Origin of the sequence: Mariniphaga anaerophila (assembly GCF_900129025.1) — a bacterium.
Lineage (GTDB): Bacteria > Bacteroidota > Bacteroidia > Bacteroidales > Prolixibacteraceae > Mariniphaga > Mariniphaga anaerophila.
Genome location: NZ_FQUM01000009.1, coordinates 1 through 16,569, shown reverse-complemented (window position 1 = coordinate 16,569; position 16,569 = coordinate 1). Strand labels below are relative to the sequence as shown.

Genomic DNA, 16,569 nt, shown 5'->3' with positions numbered 1-16,569 from the left:
CAAAATTAGTTAAATTGAAACGAATATATTTGCAAAAAACCATTGAATGACCCAAAAAGAATTGTTTGAGATGATTGTTTTGTGGGAGAATATTCCACTGCTTATTCAACAATTGGAGTCTGGTCCCGACGAATTAGAAATGCTAATGAATCTGGCACTGGAGTCAGATTCCCCAAAAAGTTGGCGTGCCGCTTACATTGCCGATAAAATAAATGATGACCATCCGGAATTGATCGCACCTTTTCTGCCTCAAATGATTTCTAAATTAAAAACTGAAAACAACCTCAGTAAAAAAAGGCACTACCTGAAATTAATCAGCCAGCATGATTTTCCGGCCCAATATTATTCCTTTTTAGTTGATTATTGCCTGGGTTGCTTTACTTCGGCAAGCGAACCCATTGCCAACCGGGTGCATGCCATGCAGGTTTTATTCAATATTTCAGAATCAGAACCCGATTTCAAACCGGAGCTTTTGTCGGTTATTGAACAGGAAATGGAGTTTCATCCTACTCCCGGCATTTTGTCGAGAGGGAGGAAACTTGCCCGAAAACTTTTTTTTCAGATTCAAAAATTATGAGTCCAGTTCGTTGGACAACCGGTCGATAATTGTTTTCAGCTTATCGTCAATTTCTTTGTTTAGCTCCGTAAGTTGGTAGTGCCGCGTCAGAATCAGCAGGTTTTGAATGTTCCCTATTTCCCGTTCCTGCTCTTCCTGAACCGCGCGCGCAAAACGCTCGGGCAGCGAAAGGTAATAGTTAAGCATGGCAAAACCGTTTTCAGCCAACTGCCTGGCTTTTTCAATGCCTTTTTGTGTGGCGCCTGCCCTGAGGTATTGCTCAACTGCAGGGAATGAATCGTAGCTCAGTGGCAGTTTTTCGTTGGGGAAAAGCTCAAACATTTTGTCGATAACTTCTTCTGCTTTCTGTTTTTTTCCTTCGGTTACCAGCGCTTCTGCCAGCCGCGAAAACATGTATCGCGCCTGAATAATGCGAATGGCTTTTTTGTTGTAGTCGTCGAGAAAAACATCAGGGGCATTCACATTTCCCCAAACGAATTTGTTCATCACATTTTCGTAGAGAATCTGCGTATTTACGTGCCCTTTGTTAATTGCCTGGCTTTCGGTTTTTATGGGCACGAAACGGTATGCCAGCCCTTCGAACTGAAGCCAGTCTTTGAAAAATATGTTGTTGGTGTAAAGCAGGCTGTGGTCGATATACACCGGCCTTTCCCAGTCGTTTGCCGCAATAATGTTCAGCACGGCCCATTCGCCTTTTGTGACGTACCTTTTGTTGATGCTGAATCGTATTGTGTCTGCAATCAGATTTTCGTCCTCGGGTTGAACAGTTCCGGTTTCCAGCACCTTTTGTTTGTTTACCGGAAGGTAAAATTCGTTGGAAGGGAAGTAGTCCAGTTTATGTCCGCTCATTGTTTCCGCTTTTGTGCGTTCATCGTCGCTTCCCATAAACTGCATGGCATCCCGTAAATCGATAGCCCTGTTGATGCGGTTTTGAATAAATGCACCATCGCGCACGCCCAGGTAATACTGTTCTTCTTTAAAAGAAAATGGCACAGGTGCAGCTTCGTAAGTTGCTTTCCGGTGTTGATTGATGTACCAATCCATGCTCAGGTAGCTGAGGTTTACAACTTTTACGTCGGTGCGTACGCCCTCTACTTCCTGCGCATACCATAGCGGAAATGTGTCGTTGTCGCCGTAGGTGAAAAGAATGGCATTCGGCGCGCACGATTCCAGGTAGTTGATTGCGTAATCGCGTGTCATGTATCGGTTCGATCGGTTGTGGTCGTCCCAGTTTTGGCTGGCCAGTACTCCGGGAACCAAAGCCAGAGAAAGCAGGGTAACCAGCACAGCTCCGGGAACTCCTTTTACTATTTTCCGGATGGACGAATAGAGTGCAGGCACTGCAAGGCCAATCCAAATGGCAAATGCGTAAAACGATCCAACGTAGCCGTAATCTCTTTCCCTTGGCTGAAGGGGAGTCTGGTTAAGGTAAATGATAATGGCAATTCCGGTTAAAATGAAAAGAGCCATTATTACCGCAAATCCTTCTTTCCCTTTGCGGCTGTGGTTGTATTGATAAAACAGGCCGATTAGCCCAAACAAAAGAGGAAGAAAAAAGTAGGTGTTTCTTGAAGGTTCGTTTTTCATGAATTCGGGGAGCTTGTCCCGGGGGCCGGTTCTGAGTTCATCCAGAAACTGAATTCCGCTAATCCAGTTGCCGTTCATAAAATCGCCATAGCCCTGTGCATCGTTTTGCCGGCCCACAAAATTCCACATAAAATACCTGAAGTACATGTATCCCACTTGATAGCTGAAGAAAAAACGCAGGTTCTCCGTAAAGGTGGGTTTCATTAATGTTTTAACTTCGCCCTCTTCCCGAATTCTGACGGGCTTTCCTTTTACATTTCCCCAGCTTTCGTACACAGAAACATGACGTGGATCGCTGCTGTACATTCGCGGAAATATCTTTTCCATTTTGCTGTCGTAAACAGTTTTTGCAGCCGAGGTGCCGGTAACTTCATATCGCCCGTTCACCTTGTTGTAGTACTTTTTCTCTCCGGAATTTGCAATTGCCGGGGCATTGTAGTAGGGGCCGTAAAACAGAGGACGGTCGCCATACTGTTCGCGGTTCAGGTATCTTCTGAGGGCAAATGCATTGTCGGGGTGATTTTGGTTCATGGGCGGATTGGCAGCCGCACGAATCAGAATTAGTGCAAATGTGGAGTATCCAATCAGTATAACAATAATTGCGGTAACCACTGTGTTCCAAATCGCCAGGTTTCGTTTTCGTGTGTAACGCACAGCCCACACAGAGCCTGCAACAAGAAGAGCAATAAATGCAAGCACGCCTGTGTTGAACGGCAGTCCTAAAGAATTCACAAAAAACAGATCGAAAATGAAAGCCATTTTTGGTAATCCAGGAATAATAACATACTGAATACTGCCAAGTATTAGTCCCGAAACCAGTAGCGCAGAGGCAAAGCCTTTCCATGAAAATTCATATTTCTTGAAATAGTATACCAGTCCGATTGCAGGGATGGCAAGCAGGTTGAGCAAGTGCACCCCGGTAGAGAGCCCCAGCAGGTAGGCAATAAAAATCAACCAACGGTTTGCATATTTTTGCCCGGCTTCATTTTCCCATTTCAGAATAGCCCAAAAAACGGCAGCCGTAAAAAATGAAGAGAGTGCGTAAACTTCGCCTTCAACCGCAGAAAACCAGAATGAATCGGTAAAAGTAAAAGCAAGCGAGCCCACCAGTCCGCTTCCTAAAACTACAATTTGCTCGGCTTTTGTTAACTCTTCTTTGGGGAACAGTTTTCTGGATAAATGGACGATGCTCCAGTAAAGCAGCATAACGGTTCCTGCGCTGGCCAACGCCGATAAAAGGTTTACCATAAAAGCAACTTGGGACGTATCTGCGGCAAATAAACTGAAAAACCGGCCAAGAATAATGTGAAATGGCGCACCGGGAGGATGTCCTACTTCCAATTTGAAAGCGCTGATAATAAATTCGCTGCAGTCCCACCAACTGGCCGTTGGTTCCAGCGTGAGCAAATAAGTGGTCGAGGCAGCCAGAAATACTACCCACCCTAAAATATTGTTGATTTTGTTAAACTGACTCATTGAGTTTTTTATGAATTCCCACAAATATACGGTTTTAAAAAAGCGCCCCAATTATCCATTGTTTGGAAACCGATCTATCGGAACAACGTTTTCTCAAAAAATGGCCGTTAAAAGCCTCGAAATGAAAAAAATTTATATTTTTGCAGCGTCTTTAACAAAAAGGCATGAATGATTGTCCCGTGGTGTAATTGGCAACACGTCTGATTTTGGTTCAGAAGAGTCCAAGTTCGAGCCTTGGCGGGACAACCAAATGGTTCACCAGAATTTATTAGAAAGCTTGGAATCACTGATTTCAGGCTTTTTTATTTGGTGCAATTTTCTGATTTTTTCTGTTGTCTTTTCCGGGCCTCAGGATTTGTCTGTTAAACATTACAATCGGTTTTTTTTGCTTTTTGATGCGTAAGGAAAGGTGTCCTCTCTATGTTGAGGTTGTAATGGGTTTGTGAACAGTTTGTTATGTGAGGAATAACTGTGTTGTTTGATTTTAGAGAAATAAAAAAATTAGAGATAGTAACGTGCAATTATTTGTGAATATAAAAAATACATATTAGAAATATTTATATTTGTTTCTAGTCAAACCGAAGAAGAGTTAATAAATTTTAAGAAAAGTGTTTAAGCTTTTATTGATTTGAAGGAATTCAGGAGAGTATATTTCTGTAATTGATAAAGAGAGCCGGTTGAAAATTTTTAGCTGAACCAATTTCGTCTCTATGAGTACTTTCGACCAAATATTTCTGAAATATTATCATTCGTTACTGTTGTATGGATTAAAATTTATACGAGATGAGAATGATGTTCATGATATTGTCCAGGAGGTATTTGTTACGGTGTGGGAAAAAGAAAAATACACATTCTCTGATGCTCATTTAAAGTCATATTTGTTTAATTCGGTACGAAACGGCTGTCTGAATCACATCCGCCACCAATCCGTTGTTAATAAGCACATAGAAAAGCAGGAGTTGTCTTTACTGATTAATGAATTGAACTTTTACGGAAGCGGTGAAAAATCGTTAATCGAAAAGGAAAGTTTGAAAGAGATCTATGCCGCTATTGAATCATTGCCTCCAAAGCAGAAAGAAATGATTGAATTAAGCAGGTTTGAGGGGCTAAAAAATAAGGAAATTGCAGAGAAACTGGGCATTCCACTGCGCACGGTAGAGACGAGGTTATTCCGCGCCTTATCCGGCCTGCGAAAGGTTTTAACAGGTAAACAGATTTACATTTTACTGAATTTGGTCGTTCGACATAAAGCGGATAACCCATAAAGCATACTCTACAAAACATTAAGTAATAATGCAATTGGAGCACTCGTAATTTGACCAAAACGATGAGGTTGAACGTGTGTGTTTTCTGGCAAAAAATATTTTTTCTATTTCAGTGACGTATTTTTTACCTCACGGGTGTAATAGAAATAGAAGGAAAAGAGAATGAACCAAGAAACTGATATTACGCAAATAATTCTTCGCTACTTAAATGGGGAGTGTAATATTGCCGATCGGCAAACACTCACCAGTTGGTTGAAGAGCTCTGGAAAGAACCAGAAAACTTTCTATGAAATGAAGGATGTTTGGGACGCTTCTTTAAAAAAGGAAGACAATTCCAGAGATGCATTACTCCGGTTTTACAAGCAAAAAGCAACAAAAAACAGTGCTTCTGTAAAAAGTCTTCGCTTGTGGAAAACTGTGGCCGGTATCGCTGCTGTTTTTATTGTTGGGCTGATGACTATCCTGTTTTTAAATGAACAGCCCGTGAAAATTCATGAAGGCTCATATGAGACAACAATGATGTCGTTTAAAGTGCCTTTTGGCTCAAAGTCGGAAGTGACATTGGCCGATGGTTCTACAGTTGTTCTGAACTCCGGTTCAGAATTAACATATCCCGGGACATTCACAGGCGGGAAACGTGAAGTGAGCCTGCTTGGCGAGGCCTTTTTTAACGTAAAAGCAAACGAAAACGAGCCGTTTGTTGTAAGAACCGACCATTTTAATATTCAGGTTACAGGAACCCAATTTAATGTCTGTTCCTACACGGATGACGACTTTTCCAAGGTGTCGCTTTTGGAAGGCAAGGTTGGTGTTTTAGTTGGGGAAGGCACCAGTGCTATTGACATCGTCCCCGGACAACAATTCTATTTAAATGAAAAAGAGAGAAAGTACAGAGTGCTGGACAGCGATGTGGGCATGGAATCATCATGGAAAGACGGAGAGTTTCGCTTTAAAGAAATTGCTTTTCCTGAATTGTTAAAACGGCTTGAACGGTGGTACGACGTTAAGCTTTCTTACTCATCCCCCGAGCTGGGAAAAATGCTTTACAACGGTAATTTCAGAAATCAGGAAACCATCTGGCAGGTGCTGGATGGTTTAAAATTGACTACATCTATAGACTATAAAAAAACAGGATTCCGAAAGTTTGAAATAATATATAAGCCAATGAAATAAAAGAAAGGTGGCTGTCGGCCAGGACAACCACCTTCGATAATCAATAATAATTTAATCATTGTATTAACATGTCAAATTTATGAAAAAAAAACCAATTAACGGGAGTAGTTGGCCGTTGGGCAACCTTCCCAAAATTTATCGAACTATGAAGCTAATGTGTTTCTTTATGTTTGTTGTTTTACTGCAGGTTTCGGCCTCTAGTTATTCTCAAACGAAAAAACTAACCCTCGAAGGGAAAAACCTATCGCTTGAAGAGGTATTCGAGCTGATTGAAGCTCAGTCAGAGTTCTCTTTTCTTTATAACCTAAAACAAGTTGATCTGAGTAATAGGGTGGATGTTGATTTTAAAAATGAGTCTGTTGAAAAAGTTCTCTCCAAAATTTTGAAAGGAAGCCACATAACTTACACAGTAGATAACCGGTTAATTGTTATTCACAAAGAAAATGAAGCGGGCGCAAAAGAACGCTTGGCTCAAGTCCAACAAAACAGTGTTTCCGGGAAAGTCATCGATTCCTCCGGCTTCCCTCTTCCTGGGGTAACAGTCGTGGTGAAAGGTACTACTCAGGGGACCGTGACCAATGCCGATGGGAAATATTCTCTTTCAAATATTCCATCTGATGGAACATTGGTATTTTCTTTTGTTGGGATGTTGACGCAGGAAATAGTTGTAGCCGGAAAAACAAATATTAATGTAACAATGGCCGAAGAGACAATAGGATTAGAAGAGGTGGTTGCAATAGGATATGGTATGCAAAAAAAATCAGATTTAACAGGCTCTGTTCAGAGGGCAAATATTGGTATATTTGAAAACTCCCCCAATACAAATATCCTTCAATCCCTTTCTGGAAGTGCGCCAGGTTTAAGCGTTGGAAAAACATATACTACTGGAAGCGAACCTAGTATGCGGATAAGAGGACAAAATACTTTAAGCGGCAGTACATCCCCATTAATCGTACTGGATGGTATGATATACAGAGGAAATGTTGGGGATATTAACCCGAGCGACGTGGAATCGGTAGATATTCTGAAAGATGCCAGCAGTAAAGCCGTATATGGGGCACAGGCGGCAAATGGTGTAATTATTATTACAACCAAAGCAGGCAAACAACAGAAACCGATGTTTAATATTTCCACTTATTATTCTTATCAGACACCAGTAAATTCATTAAGAACTCTCAATAGGGAAGAATTTATTCAGGCTGCAAAAGATTTTGTTTGGATGGAAGCCTATTTGCCCCCTAATTACCTCACCGAGAATTCTGATTTTGTGTTAACTGACAATGTCGCTTGGCAAGGTAATATTTTAGATGGTTATAATAAAGGCATTGATTACGACTGGGTAGGAAATTGTACCAGTCCGGGAAGGATAGCCAATACAGATTTCAGTATTACAGGTGGAGGGGAAGACTTTAGCTATATGATATCTTTTAATTATAATAAACAGGAAGGCTGGGTAATGAATGATATGTACAACAGGAAGTCAGGAAGGATAAACCTGAAATATGATATTACAAAATGGCTTACCATCGGTACAAATTCATTTCTGAGTTTTTCTGATTTTTCAGGAGATACACCCGATTTTGATGTTGTTGCAAGGATGAACCCCTTGGTTACACCTTATGTGGGGAATGCAGGAAGCGGGGAATATGAGCCATATCCAAATGGCACTTACTTAAATCCATTTATGAACAGCGCCACAGAAGAAAAAAACATTCGTAATCAACTGATGACAAAGGCCTATGCTGTCATCAAGGTCCCGAAAATAAAAAATCTGACTTATACGGCAAACTACAGTTATGATTACAAATGGCAACCCCAGGTCTATTCAAATGAGTATATGGCAGGATTAACAGGTAGGGCTTATGGAGCATTTTCAAATAACACAGGATATATTTTTGACAACATCATTAATTATTCCGGTCAATTTGGAGATCACAAAATAAACACAACCTTACTGGCTGGTATCGAGAAGAGAGATGGATATTCGTTTACGGCGAATGGTACTGGTTTTACAGATATGACTTTAGTGTATTATGCTTTGGAAACAGCTGCTAATCAAACGATAAGTTCATCGGGATGGCAGGAGCAATATGCCTATCAAATGGCCAGAGGAAATTACAATTATAAAAATAAGTATTTTTTGACAGGAACAATCAGGAGAGACGGCTTTAGCGGTTTTGCAAAAAACAAAAAATCGGCATACTTTCCCTCTGTCGGTCTTGCATGGGTCCCTTCTGAAGAAAACTTTTGGAATGATAACAATGTATTGAATTATGTTAAACTAAGGGCGAGCTATGGGGTCAATGGAAATACGGTAAGCAGATATAGCAGTATAGCACGCGTTTCAAGATCTAATCAATATGTGTTTGATAGCCAGTCTGTTTTAGGCCAATATATCTCAAGCCTGGCAAACAATGATTTGTCCTGGGAAAAAACAAACTCGTACAACTTTGGAGTTGACTTTGGCCTTTTTAATAATAAGGTGATGACCAACATTGATTATTATACTTCTAAAACTACCGATTTAATATGGAACCTATCCCTCCCCCAGTTAACAGGCTTTAGTTCGATAACTTCAAATGTGGGTGAAATAGATAACAAAGGAATTGAGATGTCCTTACACGCAAACAACATTTTAAATACCTCGACCTTTCAGTGGTCATTTGATCTTTTCTTTGATTCAAACAGAAATAAGATCAATAAACTGATAGGATTGGATAGTGATGGCGATGGAAAGGAAGATGATTTAATCGCAAGTGGTTTATTTATCGGAGAGGCTATACATTCACTTTATGATTATGAAGTAGATGGTATCTGGCAAATATCCGAAATGAATGACGTACCCAGCGATTCGGAAGTTGGAATGTATAAATACAAAGACTTGAATGGTGACGGGAATATAACACCTGAAAAAGACAGGAGAATATTGGGAAGACAGGAGCCTGCATATAGTTTGGGGATACAAAATACATTTTTCTACAAGAACTTATCACTTAGTTTTTTTATTAAATCTATACAGGGTGGTAGAAATGGTTATATGAAACTCAATGAGCCTGATCATCGGGGAGGTGAAGTGTTAACATACATGAGCTGGTTTGCAGGTGTCGATTACTGGACTCCCTACAACCCTGAAGCTACATACCGAAGGCAGGGAGGCGACGCAAGAGAATACGGAGGTGGCACTTATCAACAACGAAATTTTGTGCGCCTGCAGGACATCTCATTAGCATATGATTTTAACAACCAAATTATTCGAAAAATTGGAATTGATAACCTGAAAGTGTATTTAACCGGCAAAGATTTAATTACCATTACACAATGGTTGGGGTGGGATCCGGAAACAGGTCAAGGTGTTGCTATGGGAGGTTACCCGGTTATGAAAAGTATCACCCTAGGGCTGGATATTAAATTTTAACTTATCGAATGCAAAATCTGAAAAAATGAAGACAAATAAAAAATACAAAATTTTCATCGTTCTTTTGCTGGTGTTTTTTACATCCTGTAATGAGGCAGACTTCCTGAAAGAAGAGGCAAAAGACTTTTTAACCCCTTCCAATGCCTATGTAACAAATAATGACTTTCAAACTTCTTTGAATTATCTTTATACAATTGTAAGGGAAAGATATTATGGGAGAGAATCAAATTATTCCCACATGATGATGATGCGAAACGGAACGGATATGTGGTATGATGCACGTGTCTCATCAGGTATTAGTAGATGGGGACATTATGACGTAAACATGGCCACTGATAGTAGGGTTCCATTGAATGAATGGAGAGACTGGTATAAATTGATAAGTGAAGTCAATACCATAATAGCGAGCATAAATGGTTCTGAATTGTCAGAAGACGAGGCGAACCAAGTTGAAGCTGAAGCAAGGTTTTTCAGGGGCTTTGCATACAGGCATCTGGTTTACCTTTTTGGAGGGGTGCCGTTAATCACAGAACAAATTACTTCCCCAGAAACTGATTTTACAAGGGCCACAAAGGATCAAATATTGACTCAGATTATTGATGACCTGGAATATGCTTCTGCAAACCTACCGGAGCTTAATGAAGTTTCCCAGGATGGCAGGATTTCGAATCTTGTGGCATTGCATTACCTGGCAGAAACTTATATTAGTGAGGGTGAAGATGACAAAGCCATAACAGCCCTGACTACCGTAATAGACAATCCGAATACAGCGCTTATGAAAGAAAGGTTTGGTTCTCGTAAATCAAGGGAGCCGGGCGATGTGTACTGGGATTTGTTTAGAAGAGGGAATCAAAATAGAAGTGCAGGAAATATTGAAGCCATTTGGGTTGCTCAAATGGAGACTGATTTGCCCGGTGGATTTCTTGTTACAACCGCTACAACTTATAATCATGCATTTGAACGTTTTTTTATACCTGCTATTTGGACGCTTAATGATCCAGATGGTATACTTGGGGTAAGAGGTTATGAAGGAGATGATAATGTTGGAAGTGCGGGAGTTTCTCTGGCTATGCCGACCGACTACCTTATTAATCAAATATGGGAAAGTGATTTTAATAATGACATCAGGAATGCTCCTCATAATATAGTCAGGGACTTTATTTATTCCAATCCGGAATCCGCATATTATGGAAAAAGCGGACTGGAATATCCAGGTTCGGTTATACTTGCCCAGGATTGGAGATGGTATCCCTGGTTTGTGAAAGCTACCACTCCTGAAAACCACCCTGATGAACTATATATTGACAAATCAAACTATGTTTTGAGCTCTTTTGCGGGTACTACATATAGAGAGTCTTATATTCTGAGATTGGCCGAGTGTTATCTGCTTCGGGCTGAAGCCTACTTGAATAAAGGGTTAAAAGACAAAGCGGCTGATGATATTAATGAGGTTAGACAGAGGGCTAATGCCACGCCTGTTAACGCAGGAGACGTAACCATAGAATATATACTTGATGAAAGAGCAAGGGAGTTGGTTTTGGAAACACCTAGGAGGTTAACTCTAATGAGATTAGGTTTACTGATTAGTAGGGTAAAGGAATATAATTTCTGGAATGCAGATGATATTCAGGACCATCATAGTCTTTGGCCTATTCCAAACAGTGAAATAGAGGCGAATATTAATGCTAATTTGGAACAAAACCCAGGGTATTAAAAGCAAAATAATTTAGCTACTGTAATCTTTGATAGAATAAGATAATTGAATTAGGCATTTAAGTAATAATTGATTGATGTGGTATTTTTCATTCATATATATTTATGAATTAGGTGTTATCCCTAAACGTAACAATGTTTGAGAAAACTCCATAACTGTTTTTGTACAAAAAAACAATATCATTGATATTATTAACAAAGTGCCTAATTCAATACCATAAATTAAAACCGTTCAACTCCCTATTATGAGGCATGCGGTAAGTAATAAATAGAAGTGATAAAACATTGAAAAGAAATGCTGCAAATAGTATTGTACAAGAAGTTGAAAGTTGACCAACGGAAGTTTATATCGATGATTGCATTTCCTGTTTCGATTTAAAAGAGTACACCCAAAGCACAATTCACAGTTGATATAGAAAACAAAGTAGGGGAAACATGGTACCGTAGCTATTAGTAATACAAACTGATATGGGGTAATAACATCCATACGAATCCTCTTTTACAGATTATTGGGGTTGATGAGAGTTCGGATTAATCCAACATACTGCAGCAGTAGTATATCGAATATTAGAAGAAATCAATAAAGAGGTTGAAAGATTAAAATAAGGGTATTGGGAAACTTGAATATTTATAGACAAAAATGAAAAAAGTAATCTTTATAGTGTTCTTTTTAGTTAGAATAAACTCTTATGCCCAAAATTTGAGTTACAGCAACCCAGACAATAATTATTACCAGGAACTTCCTAATCCAACTGCAACAATAATTGAAGGATGGCAACTCCTTAGCAATGATGTAAATGTAAGCTTTGCAGACGATAATGTCAGATACGATAAAGAAAAAGTTCCGGATATCCCTTTAGTTTTTACATGGGAAGCTAAAGTATGGAAAGGGGAAAAAATTCATACACAGATACTGGTTTGGTCTAACACCGAAATACCTGAACTAAGTTGCGAGATTGGTGACCTTCATAATAAAGATGGCCACCGACTCAAAAGTGAAGATATAGAAGCCGCCTTTGTAAGGTATGTCATGGCAGATGAATATGGAGGGGGGTGCAACAGAAGGGAGCCTTCAGATTATGATTCGTCCCTTGTGGCAGATCCAATCGATATTATAAAATCAATCCCTGTCTGCACCAATACGGTACAGCCAATTTGGTTGAGTATAAAAGTGCCAAGGGGACAACAAGCGGGGACTTATGAGGGGACAATAATTATAAATGCACTCCGTGAGTACAAATTAGATATTTCAATAAACGTTCTGGAGCATGTTTTGTCACCACCACGCCAATGGAAATTTGATTTGGATATTTGGCAACACCCCTCCCGAATTGCCAGGATACATGGAGTAGGATTATGGAGCAAAGAACACTTCGAATTAATGAGGCCTTATTTTACATTGTTGGCAAATGCCGGGCAAAAAGTAATTACTGCTAATATTATTGAAAAGCCATGGAACCGTAAACATAAATTGTTTGAAGATCCAAGTCTTATAAAGTGGATAAAAAAGAATGACGGAAATTGGGAATATGATTATAGCCTGTTTGATCAGTATATTTCATTTCTGATGGATTGTGGAATAAACCAACGTATCAATTGTTACAGTATGATTAATTGGGATTTATATTTTACATATTATGATGAAGCTTTAGAAAATGAGATAACATTTCAGGCAGAACCCGGGACTACTGAATACAAACAATATTGGATTCCTATGCTTAAAGATTTTACTGAACACCTAAAAACAAAAGGATGGTTTGATATTACTACAATAGCGATTGATGAACGTCCGCTTAAAAGTCTTCAGGTTGTAATATCTCTTTTAAAGCAGATTGATTCATCGTGGAAAGTTTCTTTGGCGGCAGATTCATATCATCCTGAATTGGAAAATGACATCTACGATTACTGCCTGGCTTCATACCTGTATTTTGATGAAGATTTTTTATTAATACGAAAAAAGGAAAACAAACCGGCAACATTTTATACGGCGTGCAAAGAAAAGCACCTTGCACCATATACTTTTTCTTCTCCAGCCGAATGTACTTGGTTAGGATGGTTAGCTGCAAAAAGGGGATATACAGGCTATCTTTTTTGGGCATTTAATAAATGGAACGAGAATCCATTGATTGATTCCAGATATAAATATTGGCCTTCTGGGACATGTTATCTTATTTATCCTGGTCCAAGGACCTCAATACGGTTCGAGAAAATTATTGAAGGGATACAAGATTTCGAGAAGATAAAGATATTACGTGAAGAATTCATAAATAAGGGAGAAATTGAAAAATTAAAACGGATGGACAAAGTACTAAAGGAATTTGAGATAAATAGATTGGATAGTATCCCTGCCTCAGAGATACTGGTTAAAGCTAAAATGCAACTGAATAGCTATTAAACGACAAATAAATCTTGAGAGCTAAAATTCGAATAAGGTTGAATATAATATAAAGATGATATGAAAAGACGAAATTTTGTAAAAAAAATGAGTACTGGAGGAGGAGCGTTATTTACTGGGATGAACCTGCTAGGGATGGAAAAGGAAGGTTTCGAGGGGAATATTAGGAGAAATTTGGTTCGCGAAGGTAATATTGGAAAATCATCAACTTCTTGCCACCTTAAACAGTATATGGGTAAACCGACTGTATTCATTAATGATGAGCCATGTTTTCCGACAGCATACTTATCACATTTTCCGCAACAGTTCAGATACAAAAATATGTATGAACACGGGACTAAAATTTTTGGATGTTATGTTTCTTTGGGAGATAGATTTCCAGGATTCTATAAAAACCAAAAGGTAAGACTTAATAAGCATAATATATGGATTGCCCCGGGAAAAATTGACTTTGATATTATGGACGCTAGCATCAATGAAATTTTGGAAGTAGCTCCCGATGCTTATATTCTTCCTCGGATAAGTTGTAATAGTCCAAGTTGGTGGGATAGCTTCCATCCTGCAGATACATGCAGGACATACGAAACAGGATTACCTCAGTGCCAATCTTTTTCATCTCAGATATGGAGGGAAGAAACCGCGGAAGTATTACGTAAAATTGTTCAGCATGTATATCGATCGACCTATGCTGACAGATTTATAGGAATGCATATATGTGTTGGAGAGACAAATGAATCTGTACACCTCGGTTGGCTCGGAGATACCGACTATAGTATTGTTGCGGAGGCCCGATTTAAGGAATGGTTATTGCAAAAATACAATAACGATAGAGAATTAATCCAAAACTATTTTGGTAAATCCATCGAACAAATAAGTATCCCATTACCCGTGGAGAGAGAAAAACCTGAATTCGGTAATTTTTTTGATCCAGAAAAGTCCAGGCTGAATATTGATTATCGTTTTTTCAGGTGCGACGAAATTATAGATAGCATTGAATTCCTTTGTCGGGCAGTAAAAGAAGAAAGCCATGGAAACCTGCTTACAGGGACGTTTTATGGGCACACTTTTACGCAGTGGCTGGATCATATGAATTTTTCGCGGTTCCTTAAATCCCCTTATGTTGATTTTTTTACATCAACGACTTTTAGGACAGAAATTGATTCAATAAAAAAAGCAAATAAACTTTTTTATAATGAAGGGGACGAAAAAACATGTTTAGGGAAATGGATTTCAGAGATGAGACCTGAAATTGACCCATACCATGTATATGATTTACCCATATGGAAACGTCCGGGAACATTGGATCAAACTCTGGAACATCTCAAGTCTGAATTTACACATGCCATATGTACAGGTACAACCCTTTATTGGTATGACTTGTGGGGGGGATGGTATGACCATGAAAGAATATTGAAATTTTTCAGTGAAGCACAAAAAGTTGCAGATGAAAGTATCCATAAATCAGGTGATTCATTAGCAGAGGTATGTGTGATCGTTGACGAGAAATCAATTCCGTATTTTGCCCCTTTAAAAAGGCAGCGAGTAAGTAATATACCATGGTTAAACTACCAAAAAGCACAAATTGATAAAATCGGGACCCCTTATGATATTTATTTATTGGAAGACCTTAAGAATTTAGATATCTCGGGATACAAGATGATGATATTTTTCAATTCGTTTGTGCTCTCCTCCCAAGATAGGGACCTAATATCCAGGAAATGTATGTCAGGTGGCAGAACGTTGTTATGGCTTTATGCTCCCGGGCTAATAGGCGATAAAATTTCTGTGGATAATGTATCCTCCCTGGTTGGAATGCAGCTGGGATATGAAGATAAAAAAGAAGCTTCAGACATTATCATAGACCTTCCAACCGGGAAATTGAAATATAAAGGTAGTGCAGCCTCCCCTTTTATATACATAAAAAGTGGTGGGGCTAGCAATATCTATGGACACACTAATGACGGGTTTGCAATATTTGGAGAAAATAGAATGAAAGACTATTCAAATATTCTTGCCTGCTATCCAACCCTGCCTTGGCAGGCAATACAACATTTTGCCTTAGAGGCCGGTGTGAATATTTATAATAATAATGGGGATGTCCTTTATTGCAATCAAAGCTATTTATCAATTAAGGCATCCAGCCCTGGCAAAAAAATAATCTCCCTGCCATTTCAAGCAAGCCTTATTGAATTAATGGTTCCTAATAAAGGATATGGATCAGGGGAAAGGATTACATTAAAACCAGATAAAACTTTTGAAATTGAATTTTCTTCATCTGGAGAAACTAGGTTTTTTCGGTTCGACAATTAAAAACTAAACGCAACTTCTGTCTATGTAGAGATGATGGAATTATTTTCAAGAGACTGTAAAATGAACTCTGTCCAACAGTATTAATTTTGCAAGACAGAGTAATTATGGAAAGTAAAAAATTTAAAGCGATGCGTGACAAAGCCCTTGAGCAGTTACGCAGTGGACGATCCCTAACAGGTAAAGATGGCGTATTTGCGCCCTTGTTGAAAGAGTTTATCGAAAGTGCCCTTGAAGCAGAGATGAGTACCCATTTGGATGATTTTGAACGATTATCAGGCAACAAACGTAATGGGAAGAAAAGCAAAACGCTCAAAACCGACTCGGGAGAAATTGAGATAACCACCCCGCAAGACCGCAACAGTAGTTTTGAACCACAACTTGTAAAAAAGCGAGAGACTGTACTGGCGGATAACCTTGCCCCTAAAATCATTGGATTATATGGACTGGGGATGAGCTTTCGGGACATCTCTAATCATATTAAAGAGATGTATGATGTAGAAATCTCCCATTCTACATTAAGTGAGATAACCGACCGGGTTATTCCACAGGTCAAAGCCTGGCAAAGTCGTCCGCTTGAATCGTTGTATCCGATTGTTTGGCTCGATGCGATGCATTATAAAGTCAGGGATGAAGGCCGAGTGGTAAGCCGTGCAGTATA

Annotated in this window: 9 protein-coding genes and 1 tRNA gene; 9 read left to right on the top strand and 1 reads right to left on the bottom strand. The window is 39.2% G+C overall.

What is annotated here, in order from left to right; genetic code table 11:
* Positions 1-46 precede the first annotated feature (46 nt).
* The gene (locus tag BUB08_RS16310; RefSeq protein WP_073002986.1) at positions 47-577 is read left to right on the top strand and encodes a hypothetical protein; all 531 of its coding nucleotides are present in this window, start codon (positions 47-49) and stop codon (positions 575-577) included.
* On the opposite strand, the gene BUB08_RS16305 is transcribed toward BUB08_RS16310, so the two are convergent.
* Positions 572-3,640 carry a glycosyltransferase family 117 protein gene (locus tag BUB08_RS16305; protein ID WP_073002985.1) on the bottom strand — a complete coding sequence of 1,023 codons (3,069 nt, stop codon included), beginning with the start codon at positions 3,638-3,640 and terminating at the stop codon, positions 572-574. The genes BUB08_RS16310 and BUB08_RS16305 overlap by 6 nt on opposite strands.
* 173 nt (positions 3,641-3,813) lie before the next feature.
* On the opposite strand from BUB08_RS16305, the gene BUB08_RS16300 reads away from it, so the two are divergent.
* The 8 genes from BUB08_RS16300 to BUB08_RS16265 form a co-directional block, all read left to right on the top strand.
* Positions 3,814-3,889: transfer RNA gene (locus BUB08_RS16300), tRNA-Gln, on the top strand.
* Between the two features lie 461 nt (positions 3,890-4,350).
* Positions 4,351-4,905, top strand: a complete 555-nt coding sequence (locus BUB08_RS16295) for an RNA polymerase sigma-70 factor (RefSeq protein ID WP_073002984.1) — start codon at positions 4,351-4,353, stop codon at positions 4,903-4,905.
* A gap of 162 nt (positions 4,906-5,067) precedes the next feature.
* A complete protein-coding gene (locus BUB08_RS16290) occupies positions 5,068-6,078 on the top strand; it encodes a FecR family protein (protein ID WP_073002983.1) in 1,011 nt (336 codons plus the stop codon).
* Between the two features lie 79 nt (positions 6,079-6,157).
* Complete coding sequence (locus tag BUB08_RS16285; RefSeq protein ID WP_073002982.1) at positions 6,158-9,493, top strand: TonB-dependent receptor; 3,336 nt, start codon at positions 6,158-6,160, stop codon at positions 9,491-9,493.
* A 25-nt stretch (positions 9,494-9,518) separates the two neighbouring features.
* Entirely contained in the window at positions 9,519-11,207 is a 1,689-nt protein-coding gene (locus BUB08_RS16280) for a RagB/SusD family nutrient uptake outer membrane protein (RefSeq protein ID WP_073002981.1), read from the top strand.
* Between the two features lie 639 nt (positions 11,208-11,846).
* Positions 11,847-13,601, top strand: a complete 1,755-nt coding sequence (locus BUB08_RS16275) for a DUF4091 domain-containing protein (protein WP_073002980.1) — start codon at positions 11,847-11,849, stop codon at positions 13,599-13,601.
* Between the two features lie 87 nt (positions 13,602-13,688).
* Positions 13,689-15,911: a beta-galactosidase gene (locus BUB08_RS16270; RefSeq protein WP_073002979.1), complete on the top strand. Its 2,223-nt coding sequence runs from the start codon at positions 13,689-13,691 to the stop codon at positions 15,909-15,911.
* A 104-nt stretch (positions 15,912-16,015) separates the two neighbouring features.
* On the top strand, positions 16,016-16,569 hold a 554-nt coding region (locus tag BUB08_RS16265), incomplete at its 3' end, for a transposase (RefSeq protein WP_175550029.1).

Bases quoted from the DNA above. Each gene is read 5' to 3' on its own strand.
- BUB08_RS16310 (WP_073002986.1), top strand. From the start codon at position 47: ATGACCCAAAAAGAATTGTTTGAGATGATTGTTTTGTGGGAGAATATT.
- BUB08_RS16305 (WP_073002985.1), bottom strand. From the start codon at position 3,640: ATGAGTCAGTTTAACAAAATCAACAATATTTTAGGGTGGGTAGTATTT.
- BUB08_RS16295 (WP_073002984.1), top strand. From the start codon at position 4,351: ATGAGTACTTTCGACCAAATATTTCTGAAATATTATCATTCGTTACTG.
- BUB08_RS16290 (WP_073002983.1), top strand. From the start codon at position 5,068: ATGAACCAAGAAACTGATATTACGCAAATAATTCTTCGCTACTTAAAT.
- BUB08_RS16285 (WP_073002982.1), top strand. From the start codon at position 6,158: ATGAAAAAAAAACCAATTAACGGGAGTAGTTGGCCGTTGGGCAACCTT.
- BUB08_RS16280 (WP_073002981.1), top strand. From the start codon at position 9,519: ATGAAGACAAATAAAAAATACAAAATTTTCATCGTTCTTTTGCTGGTG.
- BUB08_RS16275 (WP_073002980.1), top strand. From the start codon at position 11,847: ATGAAAAAAGTAATCTTTATAGTGTTCTTTTTAGTTAGAATAAACTCT.
- BUB08_RS16270 (WP_073002979.1), top strand. From the start codon at position 13,689: ATGAGTACTGGAGGAGGAGCGTTATTTACTGGGATGAACCTGCTAGGG.